Annotated in this window: 18 protein-coding genes; 8 read left to right on the top strand and 10 right to left on the bottom strand. The window is 59.9% G+C overall.

The window, feature by feature from the left end; all coding sequences use genetic code 11:
• Window positions 1-136: 136 nt before the first annotated feature.
• Window positions 137-1,393, bottom strand: coding sequence for an adenylosuccinate synthetase (locus AACT07_RS01295; RefSeq protein WP_005353870.1), 1,257 nt, complete (start codon window positions 1,391-1,393; stop codon window positions 137-139).
• A 170-nt stretch (window positions 1,394-1,563) separates the two neighbouring features.
• On the opposite strand from AACT07_RS01295, the gene AACT07_RS01290 reads away from it, so the two are divergent.
• The gene (locus AACT07_RS01290) at window positions 1,564-2,478 is read left to right on the top strand and encodes a LysR family transcriptional regulator (protein WP_005353868.1); all 915 of its coding nucleotides are present in this window, start codon (window positions 1,564-1,566) and stop codon (window positions 2,476-2,478) included.
• Between the two features lie 104 nt (window positions 2,479-2,582).
• Here the strand turns inward: AACT07_RS01290 and AACT07_RS01285 are convergent, their stop codons facing one another.
• Window positions 2,583-3,947, bottom strand: a complete 1,365-nt coding sequence (locus AACT07_RS01285; protein ID WP_069526370.1) for a TAXI family TRAP transporter solute-binding subunit — start codon at window positions 3,945-3,947, stop codon at window positions 2,583-2,585.
• An 81-nt stretch (window positions 3,948-4,028) separates the two neighbouring features.
• Entirely contained in the window at window positions 4,029-5,174 is a 1,146-nt protein-coding gene (locus AACT07_RS01280) for a MalY/PatB family protein (protein ID WP_069526369.1), read from the bottom strand.
• Between the two features lie 182 nt (window positions 5,175-5,356).
• Between AACT07_RS01280 and AACT07_RS01275 the strand changes: the two genes are divergently transcribed.
• Entirely contained in the window at window positions 5,357-6,529 is a 1,173-nt protein-coding gene (locus AACT07_RS01275) for an MFS transporter (RefSeq protein ID WP_069526368.1), read from the top strand.
• Window positions 6,530-6,544: 15 nt separating this feature from the next.
• Here AACT07_RS01275 and AACT07_RS01270 read toward each other — a convergent pair whose 3' ends face one another.
• Together AACT07_RS01270 and AACT07_RS01265 are read right to left on the bottom strand one after the other, a co-directional pair.
• A complete protein-coding gene (locus AACT07_RS01270; protein ID WP_069526367.1) occupies window positions 6,545-7,459 on the bottom strand; it encodes a LysR family transcriptional regulator in 915 nt (304 codons plus the stop codon).
• Window positions 7,460-7,591: 132 nt separating this feature from the next.
• Entirely contained in the window at window positions 7,592-8,347 is a 756-nt protein-coding gene (locus tag AACT07_RS01265; RefSeq protein WP_040069067.1) for a YciK family oxidoreductase, read from the bottom strand.
• A 222-nt stretch (window positions 8,348-8,569) separates the two neighbouring features.
• Between AACT07_RS01265 and sohB the strand changes: the two genes are divergently transcribed.
• Together sohB and AACT07_RS01255 are read left to right on the top strand one after the other, a co-directional pair.
• On the top strand, window positions 8,570-9,577 hold the full coding sequence (gene sohB / locus AACT07_RS01260; RefSeq protein ID WP_069526366.1) for a protease SohB: 1,008 nt from the start codon (window positions 8,570-8,572) through the stop codon (window positions 9,575-9,577).
• 180 nt (window positions 9,578-9,757) lie between these two features.
• Complete coding sequence (locus AACT07_RS01255) at window positions 9,758-10,981, top strand: MFS transporter (protein ID WP_069526365.1); 1,224 nt, start codon at window positions 9,758-9,760, stop codon at window positions 10,979-10,981.
• A gap of 34 nt (window positions 10,982-11,015) precedes the next feature.
• Here the strand turns inward: AACT07_RS01255 and AACT07_RS01250 are convergent, their stop codons facing one another.
• The gene (locus tag AACT07_RS01250; RefSeq protein ID WP_069526364.1) at window positions 11,016-12,098 is read right to left on the bottom strand and encodes a diguanylate cyclase domain-containing protein; all 1,083 of its coding nucleotides are present in this window, start codon (window positions 12,096-12,098) and stop codon (window positions 11,016-11,018) included.
• A gap of 175 nt (window positions 12,099-12,273) precedes the next feature.
• Window positions 12,274-12,627, bottom strand: coding sequence for a DsrE/DsrF/TusD sulfur relay family protein (locus AACT07_RS01245; RefSeq protein ID WP_042054520.1), 354 nt, complete (start codon window positions 12,625-12,627; stop codon window positions 12,274-12,276).
• 158 nt (window positions 12,628-12,785) lie between these two features.
• On the opposite strand from AACT07_RS01245, the gene AACT07_RS01240 reads away from it, so the two are divergent.
• Entirely contained in the window at window positions 12,786-13,178 is a 393-nt protein-coding gene (locus tag AACT07_RS01240) for a DUF1090 domain-containing protein (protein WP_042054519.1), read from the top strand.
• 56 nt (window positions 13,179-13,234) lie between these two features.
• Here the strand turns inward: AACT07_RS01240 and AACT07_RS01235 are convergent, their stop codons facing one another.
• From AACT07_RS01235 to AACT07_RS01225, 3 genes are all read right to left on the bottom strand, one after another.
• Window positions 13,235-13,483 (bottom strand): YfhL family 4Fe-4S dicluster ferredoxin, encoded by a 249-nt coding sequence (locus tag AACT07_RS01235; RefSeq protein WP_005334896.1) that lies wholly within the window; start codon window positions 13,481-13,483, stop codon window positions 13,235-13,237.
• A gap of 1 nt (window position 13,484) precedes the next feature.
• On the bottom strand, window positions 13,485-14,846 hold the full coding sequence (gene trhP / locus AACT07_RS01230; RefSeq protein ID WP_005334895.1) for a prephenate-dependent tRNA uridine(34) hydroxylase TrhP: 1,362 nt from the start codon (window positions 14,844-14,846) through the stop codon (window positions 13,485-13,487).
• Between the two features lie 256 nt (window positions 14,847-15,102).
• Window positions 15,103-15,840: an EAL domain-containing protein gene (locus tag AACT07_RS01225; RefSeq protein ID WP_069526363.1), complete on the bottom strand. Its 738-nt coding sequence runs from the start codon at window positions 15,838-15,840 to the stop codon at window positions 15,103-15,105.
• 275 nt (window positions 15,841-16,115) lie between these two features.
• Between AACT07_RS01225 and AACT07_RS01220 the strand changes: the two genes are divergently transcribed.
• The 3 genes from AACT07_RS01220 to AACT07_RS01210 all read left to right on the top strand — a co-directional run.
• A complete protein-coding gene (locus tag AACT07_RS01220; RefSeq protein ID WP_069526362.1) occupies window positions 16,116-16,820 on the top strand; it encodes a hypothetical protein in 705 nt (234 codons plus the stop codon).
• 46 nt (window positions 16,821-16,866) lie between these two features.
• Window positions 16,867-17,349, top strand: coding sequence for a CS1 type fimbrial major subunit (locus tag AACT07_RS01215; protein WP_069526361.1), 483 nt, complete (start codon window positions 16,867-16,869; stop codon window positions 17,347-17,349).
• Window positions 17,350-17,401: 52 nt separating this feature from the next.
• The coding region (locus tag AACT07_RS01210) for a TcfC E-set like domain-containing protein (RefSeq protein WP_069526486.1) at window positions 17,402-19,554 on the top strand (2,153 nt) is incomplete at its 3' end.

The following is a 19,554-nucleotide window of genomic DNA, read 5'->3' as shown; positions in this document are numbered from 1 at the left end:
CAGAACGGCTCAATGTGAGGTCGATTGGTGAGTTAATTGAGCCTCTGGGTGGTTTTATGGCAAGAAGGTAAACGGCAGCCATAAAAAAACCGGCATCAGGGATGCCGGTTTTTTGTTTGACGATGAGAAATGCGGCTTAGCGCAGGATCATCTCGTCACGGCCCGGGCCGACGGAAACCATCGGAACCGGTACGCCGAGCAGCTCTTCGATACGCAGCACGTACTGCTGGGCAGCGCGCGGCAGCTCTTCGAAGGTGCGGCAGCCGGTGATGTCTTCGCTCCAGCTTTCCATCTGCTCGTAAACCGGCTTCAGGGCAGCGGTTTGCGGCCAAATCGGGTTCTCGGTGTGGGCACCTTCGTAGGCCACGCAGATCTTCAGATCCGGCAGACCGGTCAGGCAGTCCAGCTTGGTCAGGGCCACTTCGGTGGCGGCTTGCAGCTCGACACCGTTCTTGGTGGCGACGGCGTCGAAGTAACCGACATCACGGGGACGGCCAGTGGTAGCGCCGAACTCGTTGGTGATCTTGCGGAACTCGTCCTGGTTCTCCATGGCGGTCAGCAGGGTGCCGGTACCGACAGAGGAGCTGAATGCCTTGGCCACAGCGATGACGCGCTCCGGGCGCAGACCCGGCAAACCGCCACCGATACCGGCGTAGGCGCCGGATACGTGGGAGGAGGTCACCCAGGGGTATTCGCCGTAGATCAGGTCACGGCCAGCGCCCAGCTGCGCTTCGAACAGCAGGGTCTTGCCTTCCGCCTGCAGCGCTTTGAGCGGCATGCTGACGTTGCAGACGGCGTCGATCCACGGGGCAGAGACTTCCAGCAGCCAGTCGGCCATCTCTTGGGCAGTCTGGGTGAATTCGAAAGAGGGGTAGATAGCCTTCATCTGCGGCAGTTTCCAGTCCAGCATGAACTGGATGCGCTCGACCAGCACGTCCGGCTGTTTCAGCCAGCCGACCAGGATCGCTTTCTTCATGACGCGATCGCCGTAGGCAGGAGCGATGCCCTGACGGGTGGAGCCATAGGCGCCGTCACCCAGACGTTGCTCTTCCAGGGTATCTTCCAGTGCGTGCAGCGGCAGGCACAGGGTTGCGCGGTCAGAGATGGCCAGCTTCGGAGTCACGCCGGAGGCTTTGACTTCATCCAGTTCGACGGTCAGTTTCTCGGGGCTGATCACCATGCCCGGGCCGAGGACAACCAGGCAATCCGGGTTGAATACGCCACTCGGAACCTGGTGCAGCTTGAAGGTGCCAAGGTCGTTGACCACGGTGTGGCCAGCGTTGTTGCCGCCCTGGAAGCGAATGCTGGCGCCAGCTTGACCTGCCAGATAATCCACGATGCGGCCTTTGCCTTCATCACCCCAGTTAGCACCTACGACTACGATAGACGACATGACTCTTTCTCCTAAGACGTTAGGCGTCCATCCTAGGAGCCTGATGCGGATTAGAAAAATTAATTATCTTTATAATTCCGATAAGAGAACCATATAATTATGGCCAATTAAGCGGCAAACTGCTCGATTTTGCCTGACAAGCCCCGCACCTCGCGGGTTGAGGGACTCTTATGCTGGATATTCACTGGCTGCAAACCTTTGTCACTCTGGCCCGATTGCAACATTTTGGCCAGACCGCCACCGAGCTGCACATGACCCAACCCAATGTCAGCCTGCATATCAAACGGCTGGAGCAGGCGACCCGGGTGCGGCTGATCGAACGCAGTCCGTTTCGCCTGACGCAGGCGGGGGAGCGGCTGCTGCAAAGCGCCGAGCGCACCATTGCCGAGTTGCAGCTCTGCCAGTCCGATCTCAATGCCCTCAACCAGCTGAGCCAGGGGACGCTGGCCATCGCCGCCAGCGACATCATCTCCCGCCTGCTGCTGATCCAGCCGTTCCAGCGCTTCAAGCGAGAGTTTCCCGGCATCGACCTTACTTTGTTCAACACCACTTCGGATCAGGCCGCCGAGCTGGTCAAGGCGGGCAAGGCGGATCTGGGTTTTGTCATGGCACAAAAGCGCAGCGAACCGCTCTTCTATACCGAGCTGCAACAGGTGACCTGGTGCGCGCTGGGGCACGGCCTTGCCCGCTGGCAGGCGCGAGCGGTGGCGGGAGAGAGCGATCCCCTCGACGAGCCGACCCTGATCCTGCTCGGTCACGACACCCGCACCCGGGCGCTGATCGACCCGTCCCTGCCGCTGCTGGCCTTGCCCCCCTGCCGCATCATGGAGGTGGGCAGCGTGGACGCCCAGCTCGATTGGGCCGAGGCGGGCTTTGGTGTCGCCATCGTGCCGGACTTCTCCCTGCATCCGCGCCTCAACCTCACCGCGCCAGTCACCAGCCTCGGCGACTTTCCCGGGACCAGTCTGGGTTATGTGGTGCGCCAGAATCAGGTGTTGTCGCGGGCCATCAAGCAGTTGCTGCACTGGGTGGAGGAGGAGATCCAGAAGCCCAACCCCTATCTGACCCGGGTGATGGAGCCGTAGCGATACGGCAAGGTGAGCAGGCCAATCGACTTCGCCACTGTCGAGCGCATATCAATAATCAGGGCAGCCGAGGCTGCCCTGATGCGTTTGTGGGTGCTGACCACTCAGTGCTGTGGCGGTGTGGCTGCGCTGCTGGCTGGCTGGATTGCCTGCTCTTGCGGCGTAGTGGCCACAGAGACGCTCTGTGGCAACTGAGTCGAAATGGCAGCTGATGGTGGTGGAACCGTTGACACTGCAGAAGAGGCCGAAGGGGCCCCGCTCTCACCCTCGGTGGCTGGCGCAGTGAGCTCAGAGGTGACCTCGAGCGCCTCTTCGGGCAAGGGATTAACCTCTGTGGCTTCTGTCGCCACTGCGGCACTGCTGGTGGCGGTCGCGTCGGAGGGCGCTTCAATGGGCGTTGTCGTCCCGTCGGCGGCACTCACCTGCTCTGTCGTGGGCGCCGCCTCCGAGGCTGATGGCGCTGGTGTTAACGGTTCCGGCATCAGCTGTTCCGCGGTTAACTGCTCGGGGGTCATTGGCAAGGGGGCTGGCGGTTGATCCGACATTCCCGCATGGAGGGGCAGCTCGGTTTGCGCCTGCAACTGCTCGGGGGTCACCTTGCTCAGGGCAGGATGCAGCCGACTGAACTGTTTGACCCGGGCCAGCAGGGTATCGCGCACGGTTCGGACGATGGGGTCCGGCAGGCTGGCCAGCGCCACCAGTTCGGCACTCATTCCGATATTGTTGATGGCGGAGGTCTGCCCCGGATAGAGGTTGGCAGCGATGCGGCTGCGCTGGTAGTAGGGGTGTTGCTTGAGCAGCGTGTCGATCTGCTCCCCTTCGATGGGGATGAGGCGCACCTTGCAGCGGCTGATCAGATCGCCGACCGCCAGACTGGGGTGACCGGCTACCACAAAAGCGGCATCCAGCGAGCCATCGCACAGCCCTTCCAGCGGTTCGCTCTCCGACTTGAGCTGATAGGCAGCAAACTGCCCGGGTTGCCATCCCATGGCTGCCATCAGGGCCTGGCTGGTGATCTGCTCACCGGCGCCGTTGTTGCCCGGATAGACCCGCTTCCCTTCGATATCTGCCAGGGTGGTGATGCCGCTATTGGGGGCGGCCAGCAGGGTCAACGACTCCTGATAGAGGCGAAACAGGCTGCGCAGCTCATTGTTGGCCCCCTGCCCGCTGAAGGGGCCGGTGCCGTGCAGGGCGTGGTGCAACACATCGGATTGTACCAGCGCCAGCTGTACGTCCCCCTTGTCGAGTGCCTTGAGGTTGGCCATCGAGCCACGGGTGCTCTGCACGGTGCAGCTGTCCCCATGCAGGGCATGGCCGGCATTGAGCACCCGGCAGATGGCGCCACCGGTCGGGTAGTAGACCCCGTTGAGCGGGCCCGTTCCGATAGTCAGCGCCTGGCTGCCAAAGGGGAGCAGCGCAGAGAGTGCACAGAGTGGGAGCAGAAGGTGATGCAAGATCCGTAGAGACATAATTGACCGTTGACTGAGTTGACCGCTGGCTGATGACACAGGGTAAAAGGGATGGGGCTTGCCCATCCCGTTGCTGGCTGATCAGGGCTTGTTGTGGTTGAGGATTGCCCGCTCCATCCGCGCCAGCGCGTCGGTCAGCCGTGCCCTGGTGCAGCCGAAGTTGAGCCGCACGAACTGACCGTCGCCAAACTGGGCGCCGGGGGAGAGACCAACGCCTGCCTGCTCGAAGAAGGCGATGGGATCGGCAAGGCCAAGGGCGCTCACATCGATCCAGGCCAGATACGTCGCCTGATGACTGGCCAGCTTGACGCCGGGCCAGCGGGCAACCGCTTGCTGGATCAGGGCCAGATTGGCTGTCAGATAGTCGAGTTGCTCGGTCAGCCACTGTTCGCCACCCTCATAGGCCGCTTCGGCGGCGACAAAGCCCAGCAGGTTGACGTCGGCGCTGATGCCGCGCATCGCCTGCTGCAGCCTGAAGCGCAGACGGGCGTTGGGGATAATGGCGAAGGAGCAGCAGAGACCGGCGATATTGAAGGTCTTGCTCGGGGCCATCATCACCGCGCAGCGCTCGGCCGCTTGCGCACTGATGGCGCCGTAGGGAATGTGGCGGGCGTTTTTATCCAGCAGCAGATCGCAGTGGATTTCATCGGAGCAGATCACCAGATTGTGGCGCGCGGCGATGGCATCGATGGCCAGCAGCTCGTCACGGGTGAAGATGGTGCCGCCCGGGTTGTGGGGGTTGCAGAGCAGCAGAAGATCTGCGGCGGGGGCCTGACGCTCAAGCTCTGCCAGATCCAGCACCCAGCGACCGGCGTCTTCAATCATCGGCACGGTGAGCAGGGGACGATCATTGAAGCCCGGCGCCTGCAGGAAGGGGTAGTAGACCGGCTTGGGGGTGATGATACCGCGGCCATGCTGGCTCCACGCCTTGCAGGCAAGGTTGAGCCCCGGCACCACGCCGGGCAGGAATACCAGCCATTCGGGCTCGATTGCCCAGCCATAGCGGGTCGCCATCCGTTCGATAATGAGTTCGATCAGGCGCGGCGAGGGGCGTGAATAGCCGAAAATGCCGTGGGCGACCCGTTTGGTCAACGCCTCGATCACGGACGGGGGGGAGACAAAGTCGGTATCGGCAACCCACATGGGCAGCACATCCTGACCCTTGTACTTGTCCCATTTCAGGCTCATGGTGCCACTGCGGTCTACTTCCTGATCAAAATCAAACATGCGAACTCCTTGTGCTGGCAGGATGGGCTTTCACTCTACGGGGTCGCGGCCTCCCTCGCAAGGCGCACACCTGCTTATGCCATCCTTGAGCCCGCTCTTGATAGTGACATAAGATAGGCGCCGAATTTTCATACGGCTGCCGCCCGTTAGCCCGTATCGTCCCTCCAATCAGTGGTAACCCTATGAGCTTGTCGATAGCGGCGGTCAAACGCCCGGATCCCGTCTCTCTTTCATTTCTTGCCGTGACCTTTATGACCGGCGTCGCGGTGGCACTGCAGGTGCCTACCTTAAGTCTGTTTCTGGCCGAAGAGGTACAGGTGCGCCCCTTTCTGGTCGGGCTCTTCTATACCATCAATGCGGTGGTGGGCATTCTGGTCAGCCAGTGGCTGGGCCATCGCTCCGACAACAAGGGGGATCGCAAGCGACTGATCCTGCGCTGCTGCTTTGCCGGGGTGGCGCTCTCCTTGTTGTTTGCCTGGAACCGCAACTACTGGCTGTTGGCGAGTCTGGGGGTCATGTTGGCGGCGCTGGCGGCCACTGCCAGCCCCCAGTTGTTTGCGCTGGCGCGGGAGTACTCCGACAGCCGCAACCGGCGGGCGGACATGTTCAGCTCGGTGATGCGAGCCCAATTTTCGCTGGCCTGGGTCATCGGCCCGCCCATCGCCTTCGCGCTGGCCATCGGCTACGGTTTTGAGCTGATGTATCTGGCTTCGGCACTGGCCTACTTGCTCTGCGCCCTGGTGGTGTGGCGCTGGCTGCCCTCGCTGCCACTACCCAAACTGGCTGAAGAGAGCGAGCGGGTCAGCAGCTGGCGGGATCCGGCGGTGCGGGCGCTCTTTATCGCCTCCACCCTGATGTGGACCTGTAACAGCATGTACCTCATCAATATGCCGCTTTACATCACCCGCGAGCTGGGGTTGGAGGAGAAACTGGCAGGTATCTTGATGGGCACGGCAGCGGCGCTGGAGATCCCCTTCATGTTGCTGGCGGGTTACTACACGGCCCGCTTTGGCAAGCGCCCCATGATGTTGCTGGCGGTGCTGGCCGGTGCGGCCTTTTACACCGGTCTGGTGACTCTCACCGATCAATACGCCCTGATTGCCTTGCAGCTGTTCAACGCCATCTTCATCGGTATCGTGGCGGGGATCGGCATGTCCTACTTTCAGGATCTGATGCCGGGGCGGGCCGGGGTGGCGACCACCCTGTTTGCCAACAGCATCCGCACCGGCTCCATCATGGCGGGGGCAATCGCCGGTGTGGTGGCGGAGGTGTGGAGTTTCCACGGGGTCTTTATGGTGGCGTTGGGATTGGCACTGGTGGCACTGGCCGCCAGCTGGCGGGTGCCCAACGTCTGACGGGGGATCTGGCTGTTATTTGTCGTGCTGGGACTGGGCGTGCGGGAGCTGCGATGATTCGCCCTGATACTCGTTGCGCAGGCAGCGCAGCAGCAGCTCGGTCGCGGGGCCGAGAGATTCGGGGGAGAGGGTCAGCAGATAGGTGTAGAGGTGGCGCTCGTTGCCGCTCTCCAGATCCAGCTGTATGAGTGAACCTTCCGCCAGCTCCCGCTCTACCAGATGGCGCGGCAGCCAGGCATAGCCGAGGCCGAGGCGCAGCATGGCGAGCACTTCGTGGTAGTGGGTCGCCTTCCAGCCGGTATCATCCGCATCGTTCCAGTCTACCGAGCGGTGAATGGGGGGATGCAGGCTGATCTGGTTGTGGCCGGTCAGCACATCGCTGCGGATGGCCCCCTCCTCCTGTGCCAGCGGATGGATGGCGGCGCAGAGGGGCAGCAGGCACACCTCGTCCAGCAGCAGACCGGTGCGATCGCCTGGCAGGTGTTCGGAGAGCATCAGATCCCCCGGTTGCAGGGCGTTGAAGTGGCAGTGAATGCGTTCGTGCAGGTTGACCCGGCAACCCCGGCTGCGGGGATAGAAGCTGGCCAGCGCCCGATAGAGGCGATCCCTTGGCTGCAGCGCCGAAACATAGAGGTTGATCTGCGGCTCCCACTGCCGCTCCAGGTTGTTGGCCAGATTCTCCAGCTCCTCCACCTGCTGGCTCAGCTGACGGGCCCGCTTGAGGAAGATCTCGCCCGCCGGGGTAAGCACCGCCTTGCGGCCGCGCACCTCCAGCAAGGGCACCCCCAGACTTTGCTGCAACTTTGCAACCGCATGATTGAGGGAGGACTGGCTCTTGTTCAGCGCCTCGGCCGCCTGGGCGTAGCCGCCGCAGTCGACCACCGCCTGAAAGATCCGCCATTGCTCAAACGTGCTCTTGGGACGAAACATAGTTCAACCTGATTGGAGATAGGATGGTCAGTGGTTCGAACAGGGAGCCTGTGCCCCCTATTCAATTTAACCCCTGCCGCACAACACTCTGGGTATTTTATTGATTTATTTGGGCTGGGCCACGCAACTTGTTTATTTTGGCTGAGCCACAAAGGTCTGGCCGGTTTTGCCGCGGCTGTCCGACCCCATCAGGTAGAGGTAGAGCGGCATCAGGTCGGCCGGAGTCTTGAGGTTCATGGGATCTTCCGCCGGGAAGGCGCTGGCGCGCATCTTGGTACGGGTACCGCCCGGGTTTAGGGTATTGACCCGCACACCGGTGTTCTCAAGCTCGTCGGCCAGCACTTCCATCATCCCCTCGATGGCGAACTTGGAGATGGCATAGGTGCCCCAGTAGGCGCGCCCCTTGCGCCCCACGCTGGAGGAGGTGTAGACGATGGAGGCATCGCCCTGCGTCTTGGCGGTCTGGCGCAGCAGCGGCAGTAGCGCCTGGGTCAGCAGGAATTCCGATTTGACGTTGACCTGCATCACCTCATCCCACTCCTTCTCCTGAATATGTTCAAACGGAGAGAGGGTGCCGAGCAGACCGGCATTGAACAGTACGCCATCGAGGCGGCCAAACTGCTGGGCGAAGGTTTCGGCCATGCCGCGGTAGTGGGCGGCGGTGGCCCCTTTCAGATCCACCGGCACGATGGCGGGCAGCGGATAACCGGCCGCTTCAATCTGGTCATACACGGCTTCGAGTTTGGCGCTGGTGCGGCCGAGCAGGATCACGGTGGCACCGTGAGCGGCGTAGGTGAGGGCGGCTTCGCGGCCGATCCCGTCGCCGGCACCTGTGACCAGAATGACTTTATCCTTGAGCAGATCGCGGGGTGCCTGATAATCGAGCATGACAACTCCTGTTAACAAATTCCGGCCATAAGTGCATGGCAATCGGCGCCAAGTGTACTGATCCGCGCGCCTGTTTGACCAGCCAGCGGCAAGAAAAATGTGAAGAAAATAGAGAGGTTGTGATGCTCGGGTTGGTTTTTCCGGGCACTGGCTGCGATTTTTTGCGCGCCTCCATCAAACTCCCTAGAATGTGACGAAAACCGATCCATTCTGGAGTCCATCGTGACATTTCTGACCGAATATGGCCTGTTTCTGGCCAAGACAGTGACTTTCCTGCTGGCCATCGGCGCCATCATCCTGATGATCGTGAGCACTCGCCAGCCGAAAGCGCGCAAGGGTGAGCTGGTGGTGACCGATCTCTCGAGCGAGCTGGAGCAGGGGCAATTTGCACTCAAGAGCGCGCTCGCCAGCAAGGCCGAGCGCAAGGTGATGGAAAAGCAGCAAAAAGAGGAGCAGAAGAAGCGTGCCAAGGCGGGGGATGAGCGCAGTCGCCTGTTTGTGCTCGATTTCAACGGCAGCATGGATGCCAAAGAGGTGGCCTCCCTGCGCGAAGAGGTGAGCGCGGTGATTGGCGTCGCCCAGCCCGGCGACGAGGTGCTGCTGCGGCTCGAATCCGGTGGCGGCGTGGTGCATGGCTACGGCTTGGCCGCTTCCCAGTTGCAGCGGTTGCGCGATCGTGACATCAAGCTCACCGTGGCTATCGACAAGGTGGCGGCAAGCGGTGGCTACATGATGGCTTGCGTGGCGGACAAAATCCTGGCGGCCCCCTTTGCCATCGTCGGCTCCATCGGGGTGATCGCCCAGCTGCCGAACTTCAACAAGTTGTTGAAAAAGCATGACATCGAATTCGAGATGCACACCGCCGGTCAGTATAAGCGCACCATCACCATGTTCGGCGAGAACGACGATCTGGGGCGCGAGAAGTTTCGCGAGGAGCTGGCGGCGATCCACGAGCGCTTCAAGGCCTTTGTGGTCGAACACCGCCCGCAACTCGATATCGATCAGGTCACGACCGGTGAGCACTGGCTGGCGAGTCAGGCCAAGGGGCTGGGGTTGGTGGATACCCTCTGCACCAGTGATGATTACCTGCTGGCGCAGGCCAGCCACCACAAGGTGATCGGCATCAGCTATCGCAAGCCAAAAAGCCTGACCCAGAAGCTGGGACAGCAGGGCGCGCAGGCGCTCGAGGCGGGACTGGGGCGGCTGTGGCAGCAAAGCCCCTGGCGCTAGCCCGAGGGAAATCCCGCGATAAAAAGGCCAGCCGATGCCCATCGGCTGGCCTTTTTGCATCCGGTTGCACCTTGTCGGTGAGCGAGGGTTGTTTCTATTGAGGCCCTCTGTTACAACTGAATGCTTTCCCCGTTTATGACAGGATCTTGTGGTAAGAGCTGCGGGGCATGGAGCATAGCGATGTCATGGAGCACCTTCAGGCAATTTACCCCACTGGTCTGGATCGTCATTATGGGCACCTTTATGGTGCGTACCAGCTACTACATGGTGTGGCCCTTCCTCTCCATTCTGCTCTATCGGGAGTATGACCTTTCGGCCACCTTCATTGGCCTGTTGCTGGGTGGCTCAATGGCCCTCTCTACCCTGGTCAGTTTTTACGGCGGCTGGCTCTCTGATCGCTTCGGGCGGCGCAGCATACTGCTGGCCGGTTGTCTGGTGGCGATGCTCTGTTTCGGCCTGCTCGGCTTCTCCCATGAGGTGTTCTGGCTCGGGATCGGGGTGATGGGCAGCGGCCTCTCGTCGGGGCTCATCGATGCCCCCGGCAAGGCGCTGATGGCTGACAGTCTGGCCTCGGCCAAGGCGCGGGAGCTGGCACTGCACCTGCGCTATTTTCTGCTCAACCTGGGGGCGGCGTTGGGGCCTCTGCTCGGGGTGACCCTTGGGATCAACGCCCAGCAGGAGACCTTCCTGTTTCTGGTGGTGAGCTATCTGCTGCTGGCGCTGGCCTTTGGCTGGGGATTTCGCCGGGCTGGCAACACAGGCAAGCCGGGTGCTGCTGGCCCCGGACTGCGGGATGCCATCAAGGTGCTGCTTGCGGATCGTGCATTCCTGCTGCTGGTGATGGCCAATCTCCTGATGGTGCTGGTTTACTCCCAGTTTCACTCGCCGCTGGTGCAGTACCTGACCCGGGCCGGTATGCCGCAGGTGGCCGAGCTGGTTGCCCTGCTGGTGGCGACCAACGCCCTGACCGTGGTGCTGCTGCAGTTTCCGCTGCTGCGCTTGTTGTCACGCTGGCCGGTGCGGGTTCGGCTTCATATCGGCATGGCGCTCTTTCTGGCGGCCCAGCTGCTCTTCGCGCTGGGGGACCCGATGGTGCGCAGCCACTGGTTTGGCGCCGTGCTGCTGCTCAGCATCGGCGAGACCATCCTGTTCCCCCTGCTCAACGTGCTGATCGACCAGATGGCTCCCACCCACCTCAAGGGGAGCTACTTTGGTGCCAGCGCACTGGCCGGGTTGGGAGGGGCCGCCGGTGCCCTGCTGGGAGGCTGGATCCTCGAGCAGTGGAGCGGGCAGTTGCTCTATGTGCTGATGGCGCTGCTCTGTGTGGCGATTTTTGCGCTTTATGAGTGGGGGGCCAGAGTACAGCGTCCCGCTGCGGCCACGTCTGTGGTTGAGCGGAACTGACCCGGTTAACGCAGGGATCCTTGATGCTGAATGTTCAGTGAGTGCTACCCGGCGTCTTCTCTTTGAGCGCCTTCTTGGCTGCGTACATCCTCTCGTCGGCGAGGCGGATCAGGTTTAGCCCGTCGTCGTAGTGCTCCGGCCCGGTCTGCACTATGCCGATACTGAGAGTGAGATCGCCCAGCTGCTCCTTGACGGTGTTGATCAATCGTTTGAGATAGATATCCCGCGCCTGACTCTCGTTGCAGTTGGGCAGGATCAGGCAGAACTCATCTCCGCCATAACGAAAGCAGCAGTCTTCGGCGCGAAATACCTGACGGATGCAGTTGCCGACGATGCGCAGGATCTCGTCTCCGCGCTGGTGACCTTCGGTATCGTTGATTTGCTTGAAGTTGTCGATATCGAGATAGGCGATGGCCATGGGTTCGGCACGGCGCTGACAGGTGCGCAGGCTTAGCAGCAACAGCTCGTTGAGGTGGCGAACGTTGAGCAATCCGGTCAGGGCATCGGTGCGGTTCAGCTCCTCCAGTTGTTTGGTACGCTCGCGTACTTTCTGCTCCAGACTCTTGGCATAGTTCTCCGACTTCTCTCTGGATGACTCTATTTCCGACACCAGACTGCGAATGTAGGTTTCGAAGACCAGAGTGATGTCGAACAGAAAGAGTTTGTCCAGTGCGGCCAGCATGACGAGGCGCTCCGGTTCATCGTGGATCTGCTCGAACATATCCTCGATCAGCAGGGCTTTGAGGGTGTTGATGGCGGCCAGATAGAGCTTGGGTTCGACCCCGATCCGCTTGTGAACCAGCCCGATCCGCAGCCGGTTGTTGACGTACTCCAGATCGTAATGGCCGCTGAAGAGATCGAGCACATAGCGCCGTTGCGCGGTGCGCAACCGTATGAGGGTATCAGCATCCCCGATCAACAGGGCGATTTCGGTGATGGCTGTCTGCTGCTGGTAGAAGCGATCCACCAGGGCGTCGATCCGTGGTTCTATTTTGCTGCAATAACTTGCCAGCCGTGCCACATCCTGCTCATTGAGCAGCAATAACTCCTTGCGATGGGCAATCTCGAAGTCGGTGATCCTCATCTGCTCAAGCAGGGTCTGTTCGGTCGGATTCATCGTCGTCCTCGGTTTATTACTGGGCGTTACGCTGTCCGTGAGGTGGGACAAACAAGCTGGCGTGGCAACTGATAGTGTAGTCAGTGAGGCTGGCGGCGTGCGCAATGCCCCCGTATGGCGGGGGCCATTGAGGGTCAGATGAGAGCTAAAGGGGCAAGAGATCCGGAGGGGGTGATCAGAAGGTCAGCACCTTGTCGGCAGCCAGGGTCCATTGGGCCAGCATCGGCAGGTTGCCGACCTCAATGCCCTCGATCAGCGGCAGGGCGGTAATGCCACGGGCATCGGTGCAGGTCTTGCACAGGCGAATGGTGACGCCCTGTGCCAGCAGGATCTCCAGCATCTGGCGCAGGTTGTACCCTTCGGCCGGAGCCTGACCGGCCAGTGCTGCACTCACCGCATCGGACATCAGGAACAGCTTGAGGCTGGCTCCACCCTGCTCCTTGAGGGCGATAGTGAGACGCAAGGCGTTGAACAGGGATTCGCTGCCATAGGGGGCACCGTTGGCAATGACCACAATTTGTTGATTCATAACAGACTCCCGATTGGAAAGAGCGCCATTGTAGAACCAACAGGGTGCCAATTGCGTGATGTTGCACAACTTCTGCCGCACCTTTTTCCCGCTTGCTTGACCCTGCTGCCGATCGAGGTTTTTATGGTCAGCTCGCAAACAAGACCGGATGAATCGAGATGTGGAAAGTATTGGGAGCCGGCTTGCTGCTGTTGGCGGGTCAGGCCTTTGGCAGTGAGGCGGTCGGCTGCAAGGCCCGTCTGCAGGCCGTCAACGACCAGCTGGTGTTTGCCAAAGAACACAAGAACGCCGGACAGATTGCCGGACTGGAACAGGCCGCGCGCAATATCAAGGCCAACTGTACCGATGAAGGTCTGCTTAAGGAGCAGAAAGAGCGGGTTAACAAACTGCGCGGCGAGGTGGACGAGCGCCTGCTCGAGCTGCAGGAGGCGAGAGTCAGTGGCAAACCGGAGAAGATTGCCAAGCGGCAGGCCAGGCTGGAGGAGTCCCAGACCCGGATGCTGGAGGCCCAGCGTGAGCTGGACAAACTGATCCGGCTGGTCGGCAAGTGATGGCCAGCCGCTGCACGCAGGATCAAAAAAGGCCGATTGCTCGGCCTTTTTTCGTTTTATTGCCTGTGCATCCGTACAAACTTCTCCATCAGCTGATCTTCGGTCTCCACATGAGCGGGATCCCAGATGATGCAGTCGATAGGGCAGACACTGATGCAGGTCGGCTTCTCATAGTGACCGACGCACTCGGTGCAGCGACTGGGGTCGATCTCGTAGATCTCCTCACCCAGGCTGATAGCCTGGTTGGGGCACTCGGGATCGCACATGTCACAGTTGATGCACTTGTCGGTGATGAGCAGCGCCATTTCAGGCCGCCGTGTGCGGGTTGCGGGTATCCTGGCTGTCGCCCAGATTGCGCAGCAAAATGCCGTAGTTCACATCCAGATCTTTCGGGACCGGCACATAGACCACGTGACCGTTGCCCGGCGCGGTGTCGATAAGCTCCCCTTTGCGGTTCTCCATCTGCTCCAGATTGAAACGGACGTTGCCCTGCGGGGTCATCAGCTCCAGGTTGTTGCCCACCAGGAACTTGTTCTTCACCTCGACCTCGACCATGTCACCTTTGCGACCGGTGATCTCGCCGACAAACTGCTGGGTGTCGGAGACGGAGTAGCCGTAGTCGTAGTTCTGGTATTCGCTGTGGTTGTGACGGCGCAGGAAGCCCTCGGTGTAGCCGCGGTGGGCCAGATTTTCGAGGGTGCCCATCAGACTGCGATCGAACGGACGACCCGCCACCGCATCGTCGATGGCCTTGCGGTAAACCTGAGCGGTACGGGCGCAGTAGTAGAAGGATTTGGTGCGCCCTTCGATTTTCAGGGAGTGAACGCCCATCTTGGTCAGTCGCTCGACGTGCTCGACCGCGCGCAAGTCCTTGGAGTTCATGATGTAGGTGCCGTGTTCGTCTTCGAACGCGCTCATGTACTCGCCCGGGCGGTTGGACTCTTCCAGCAGCACCAGCGCATCGGTCGGTTTGCCAAGGCCTAGCGTGTTGTCCGGACGCACTGCGATGGGCTCCTGACGGTGGACGATCTGGCCCACGTCATCTTCTTTACCTTCGTGCACCTTGTACTCCCAGCGGCAGGAGTTGGTGCAGGTGCCCTGGTTGGGGTCACGCTTGTTGATATAGCCGGAGAGCAGGCAGCGGCCGGAGTAGGCCATGCACAGCGCGCCGTGAACGAACACTTCCAGCTCCATCTCCGGTACCTGCATGCGGATCTCTTCGATCTCGTCCAGCGACAGCTCGCGGGAGAGGATGGCGCGGGTCAGGCCCATTTGATGCCAGAACTTCACCGTGGCCCAGTTGACCGCGTTGGCCTGCACCGAGAGGTGAATGGGCATATCCGGGAAGGCTTCACGCATCATCATGATAAGACCGGGGTCGGACATGATCAGCGCATCGGGCTTCATCTCCACCACGGGGCGCATGTCGCGGATAAAGGTCTTGAGCTTGGAGTTGTGGGGCTGGATGTTGGCCACCACATAGAACTGCTTGCCCAGCGCATGGGCTTCGTTGATGCCCAGCTGCAGGTTTTCGTGATCGAATTCGTTGTTGCGCACCCGCAGGCTGTAGCGGGGCTGACCGGCATAGACGGCATCAGCGCCATAGGCATAGGCGTAACGCATGTTCTTGAGGGAACCTGCGGGGGAGAGCAATTCTGGTTTAAACATGGCGGACTCTTTATATCTGATTGCAAATCAGGACGATGCCACCTGATGGCATCGTAGTGGTTGAGCTGCGGTGCAAGATGCCCTCCGAGAGGAGGCTCAATGCAGCGCGACCCGATGACGGCATATCCGGGGCTATCTAAAGAAGATGCGCCGGATATTCGGGGTGCGAGATTGTACTCGCCCCCACGTCATCATGCAATTTGGCAGGAGATTGTTGGCTGCGCGAGCCGACAGGATGCCGAAATGAAACCGCCGCTCAGGCCCAACGGGAGAGGGGGGCGGGCATGGCGTAGACGTAACCCTGTTGATAGTCACAGCCGAGCTGATCGGCAATCTCGATATGGGTCTGGTTTTCCACCCCTTCGCACACCACCTTCATGCCGAGTCGCTGCAGGTACTCCACCAGTCCGGTCAGCATGCGCAAGGCATGGCTACTCCTGGTCGCTTGCAGCAACAGAGAGCGATCCAGCTTGATGACCTCGTAGGGGAGCGCCATCACTCGCTGAAAATTGCACTCCTGGGTGCCAAAGTCATCGCAGGCGATATGGGCACCGTGGCTGCGCAGTACCTCGATCAGGGCCAACTCCTTGCGCTCTAGCGGGGCGTACTCCACCACCTCGAACCAGATTGCGATATCCAGCTTGCGGGCCTGCAAGAGAGTGAGCAACAGCAGGTTCTTATATGTAGGGCTCTCAAAAGCGGGGTTGAGGTTTATCGAGAGGGAGCAAGGAGCATGGCGTGCCAGCGCGGTCAGATCACGCCAAATGGCTCTGAGCATAACGATATCCACATGCAGGGACTCCTCATCGCTGAGAGAGGGAAAGTCTATTCCCTGATAGCGCTGCTGGTGGGGTTCCCAGCGTCTGGCCAGCGCCTCAAAGCCGATGATCTGGCGATCCCGGTCAACGATTGGCTGATAAAAGGGCACGGCAATGTCCGCTGTCGTCAGGGATGCCACGTCACCGACCGGAAACTCTTCTTTAAACGCAAACATGTCACTTCCCTGCTGACTGAGATGATTTCGAATAATAGGGGGGGATGTTGAAAGCTGGCTGTAGGAATTGTCTGATTGTTTGCAGAAAAAATACTTTGGCAGTATCAGATTATTCCGATTAAGTTCGCTGTGTGGATTATCTAGACTGGCCTCAATGACGAATCGCCGAGAAAATATTATCACTGGGCGATTTACATATATGGAAGTCATACATTTTTGTGGAGCCTGCAATGAAGGCACCACTCTCTATCGTTTTTACAGCGTGATTATTATTCATGGATAAGATTTTTGCTGTGTTGCTGATTATATTCAGCAGCAATGCCTTGGCGTCGCCGGATATTAGCGTTGGCACCTTATATGATTATATGTCGGCAGAAAAAACTACGCTGCTCAAGCGGGTTAGAAATCTTGGTGATGAGACGGCATTTGTCAAAATAACCTTGGCTGAAATTATATATGGTACCGATGGCGTGCCGAAGGAGCGGGAGTTACCGGAGGAGGGCGTTCGCCAGCTGGTGACAAGTCCATCACGGTTGATTATTCCAGCAGGTGGCATCCAGGCAACCCGTTTTATTTATATGGGGGAGAGGGAGCGCGAGCGTTATTTTCGGGTGCGTTTTGTGCCGGTCAAACCACAGGATGATGAAATAACCGAATTGCCACCACAGCAGCAAATTAGCGCCGGGGTCAACATCATGACCGGTTTTGGCACCATTCTGTTTGTGGCTCCTAAAGAGACCCGTTATGACACCCGGATTGAGCGTGAAAACGGTGTTCTCTATGTGGAGAACCGGGGCAATGCCACCGTTATTCTCGATTATCTGGAGCTGTGTGACAAAAAAGAGAGGTCATGCAGTCAACCGGAGAAGATGCATCTGCTGCCCGGCGTTAAAAAGCGGGTCAGTCAAGAGGCAACCCGATTGGTTCGTTTTGAACTGATCGAAGGGAAAAAATCGGCATTCAGGGAGTTCAAGCTCTGAATCCCGATATGTCACAAGAACGACAATCACACCTTAAGGAGTGGCTATGAAGATGTTATCGCTTTTTCCCGCCCTGTTGCTGGCGAGCGGATCGCTGATGGCAGCCGAGCGCATCGAGCATACGGTGACGGTGACGGCGCAGATCCCGACCGAGCGTTTCTATGTGCAGCCTGTGGGATTCTGGATGAATACCCCGCAGCTGCTCGAATTCAACTCTTTTAGCCAGAGGTTGGAGCCACTGGTCAAGCAGTTGGAGGTGAAGAGCACCATTGGTCCCATCAGGGGTTATCTGGTCTATCCCCCCAAATTAGTGAGTGGTAAGGATAATATTGACCTAAATGTCAAGGTCGCCGGGACCGAGTTGACAACCACATCTGCCGAGTTAGTGAATCTTGCTGACGCTAATGCAGGTAAACAGGTCGACCTGGAGATTACTGCCGCTGCGGCGCCAGTAGATGGCTACAAGCCTGGTAACTATCAGGGGATTGTCAGCATGATGTTTGAGTCCGAAGCCCCATCTCCTCTCTGATTCTTAATATTGCAAGGGGCTATCAAGCCCCTTGTTATGTAGGTTGCACACCATGGTTCGCTCTCTTCTTCTATTGCTCGGGCTGTTGCTCTCAGCACCGCAGGCAGCAGCAGATCCGGAACTGCTGCAACAGGCAAGGCAGTTGCCAGAAGGGTTTGAAGAACACTTTTTTGGCGTCCCCCTGATGGTGCGGGTGACCGTCGACGATCGCCTGCTGGGGGATGGGGAAGTGCTGCTCGGGCGGGATAACTCGGTACAGCTGCTTTCACTGGTGGATGTGCAGGAGAGCGAGTTTGACAAGGGGGCGCGTGAACGCTGGCTGACCAGGTTGGGATCGCACCTGCCGCTCGGCGAGTGCAGCCGTGCCTGTCCCGAAGGCATCGTGGGATTGCAATATAGTCTGGAGGAGTCCCAGCTCTCGGTACTGACCGGTGAGGTAGAGCAGGAGGCGCGGGAGCAGCGCTTTATGACATTGCCTCAAGAGAGCAAGGGGTTGCTGATCCAGAACCAGCTGAACCTGGTGCAGGGCACCCAGCGCAACGGTCACTACAACCTGCAGCTGGAGGGCAGCTGGGGGCAGTGGACCCCCTTTATGGAGGGGGATGCCACCTGGCAGGAGGGGCAATCGAGTGAAGTCGGCCTGGCTCAGCTTTATGGCGAGCGGCTCCATGAGGCCAATTTTTATCGCCTTGGTTTCTTCTTTCCCTCGGCGCAGGGGTTGGTGCGTCAGCCGAACTACTACAGTGGCGCTACCCCCACAGTGCTCGGGATGATGTGGGGCAGTTCGGATCTGCTGCGCCGGGAGCGCGGGGTGCCCAGTCTGGCGCCGATCCAGGTGGCACCGGCCCGGCCGGGCATGGTGGAGATCTATCGTGATGGCAACCTGATCCAGTCCCAGCCGGTCGTATCCGGTTTGCAGGCACTTGATACTCGATCGCTGCCCGGCGGTATCTACGAGGTAGAGCTGCGGTTGCTGGAGGATGGTCAGGAGACCCGCCGTTGGCGCGAGATGATCTACAAACCCTCCAACTGGCAGACGCCGGAGGAGCCGTGGCGCTTCAACCTGTTTGCCGGACGCCAGACCCGCTGGCTGGTGCGGCAAGGAGACAGTGAGCTGGAAGGGGCCAGTGGCGGCGTAGCGGTGAACCACCTGCTGCTTCCCTCGTTGGTAGTGGGCGCAGGTAGCCAATATGTGGACAGACGGCCCCAGCACGCCCTCTCGCTTGATTGGGAGGCGACCAGTCAGCTCCACGGCTTTGCCTCCCTCAACCAGAGTGTTGGCATCGGGTGGGGTTACGATTTGCAGGGGATCTACTGGCATGGTAACAGCAGTCTGGTGGCCAGCCATTCGCGCAATCTGCGCAAGCAGGGGGAAGCAAGTGCGGTGTCCAGCCTGTCACTGCAGCAGTCGCTGGAAAAGTGGGGCTCCCTCGGTCTCTATGTTTCTCACCAGTCTGGTCGTGGTAATGGCGCTGATGTGGGGTGGCACTATAGCGATCGGCTGTGGGGGCGCTGGGTGACCTGGGGGGTGACCCTGTTCGATCGTCCCGGCAGTGAGAGCACGGCGCAGCAGCGGGATCGCGGCAGCACCCTCAGTCTGACCATCAACCTGGGCGGACAGGATCGCCAGTTGTCGTTGGGGCTGGGCAGCAATACCTCCCGCTCGGGCGGTGCCCAGCGCAGCGCCTATCTCAATTATCAGCAGGAGGTAGACTGGGGGCCGCTTCGCCAGGTCAGCGTCGGCAGCACCTACGACAGCTATGGCACCGGTCTGTCAGGCTATGGCCGTTTTGCATCGCCCTGGCTGGGGGGAGACCTGTTTGCCCAGCACTCCTCCTATAACGAACAGGTGACTGGCGGTATCAATCTGGAGAGCTTAGTGGCACTGGGGCGGGAGGGGGAGCTGGCGCTCGGTTCTCGAGAGATGGGCGGTATGGGCAATGAGGCTGCGATGATCCTCGATATCGACGCCGACGATGAGGCGGCACGTATCCAGGTCAGCGATGATCACGGCAGCCTACAGACTCTGGGACCCGGTCGCCATCTGGTCTCGGTGCCAGCCTTGCAAAGTGGCGCCTTGCAACTGGAGATGGCCGATCACGAAGGGACATCACTCACCATCAAACCCAGTGTGCTTCCCTATCACCTTAATCGTGGCGGGGTTGGCTATGGGCAAGTGAATGCGGTGTGTAGTGGTCAACTAAA

The organism is Aeromonas sp. ANP5, assembly GCF_963870295.1.
In the GTDB taxonomy this organism is placed as follows: Bacteria; Pseudomonadota; Gammaproteobacteria; order Enterobacterales; family Aeromonadaceae; genus Aeromonas; species Aeromonas veronii.
This window is presented reverse-complemented; position numbering and strand designations above follow the sequence as displayed.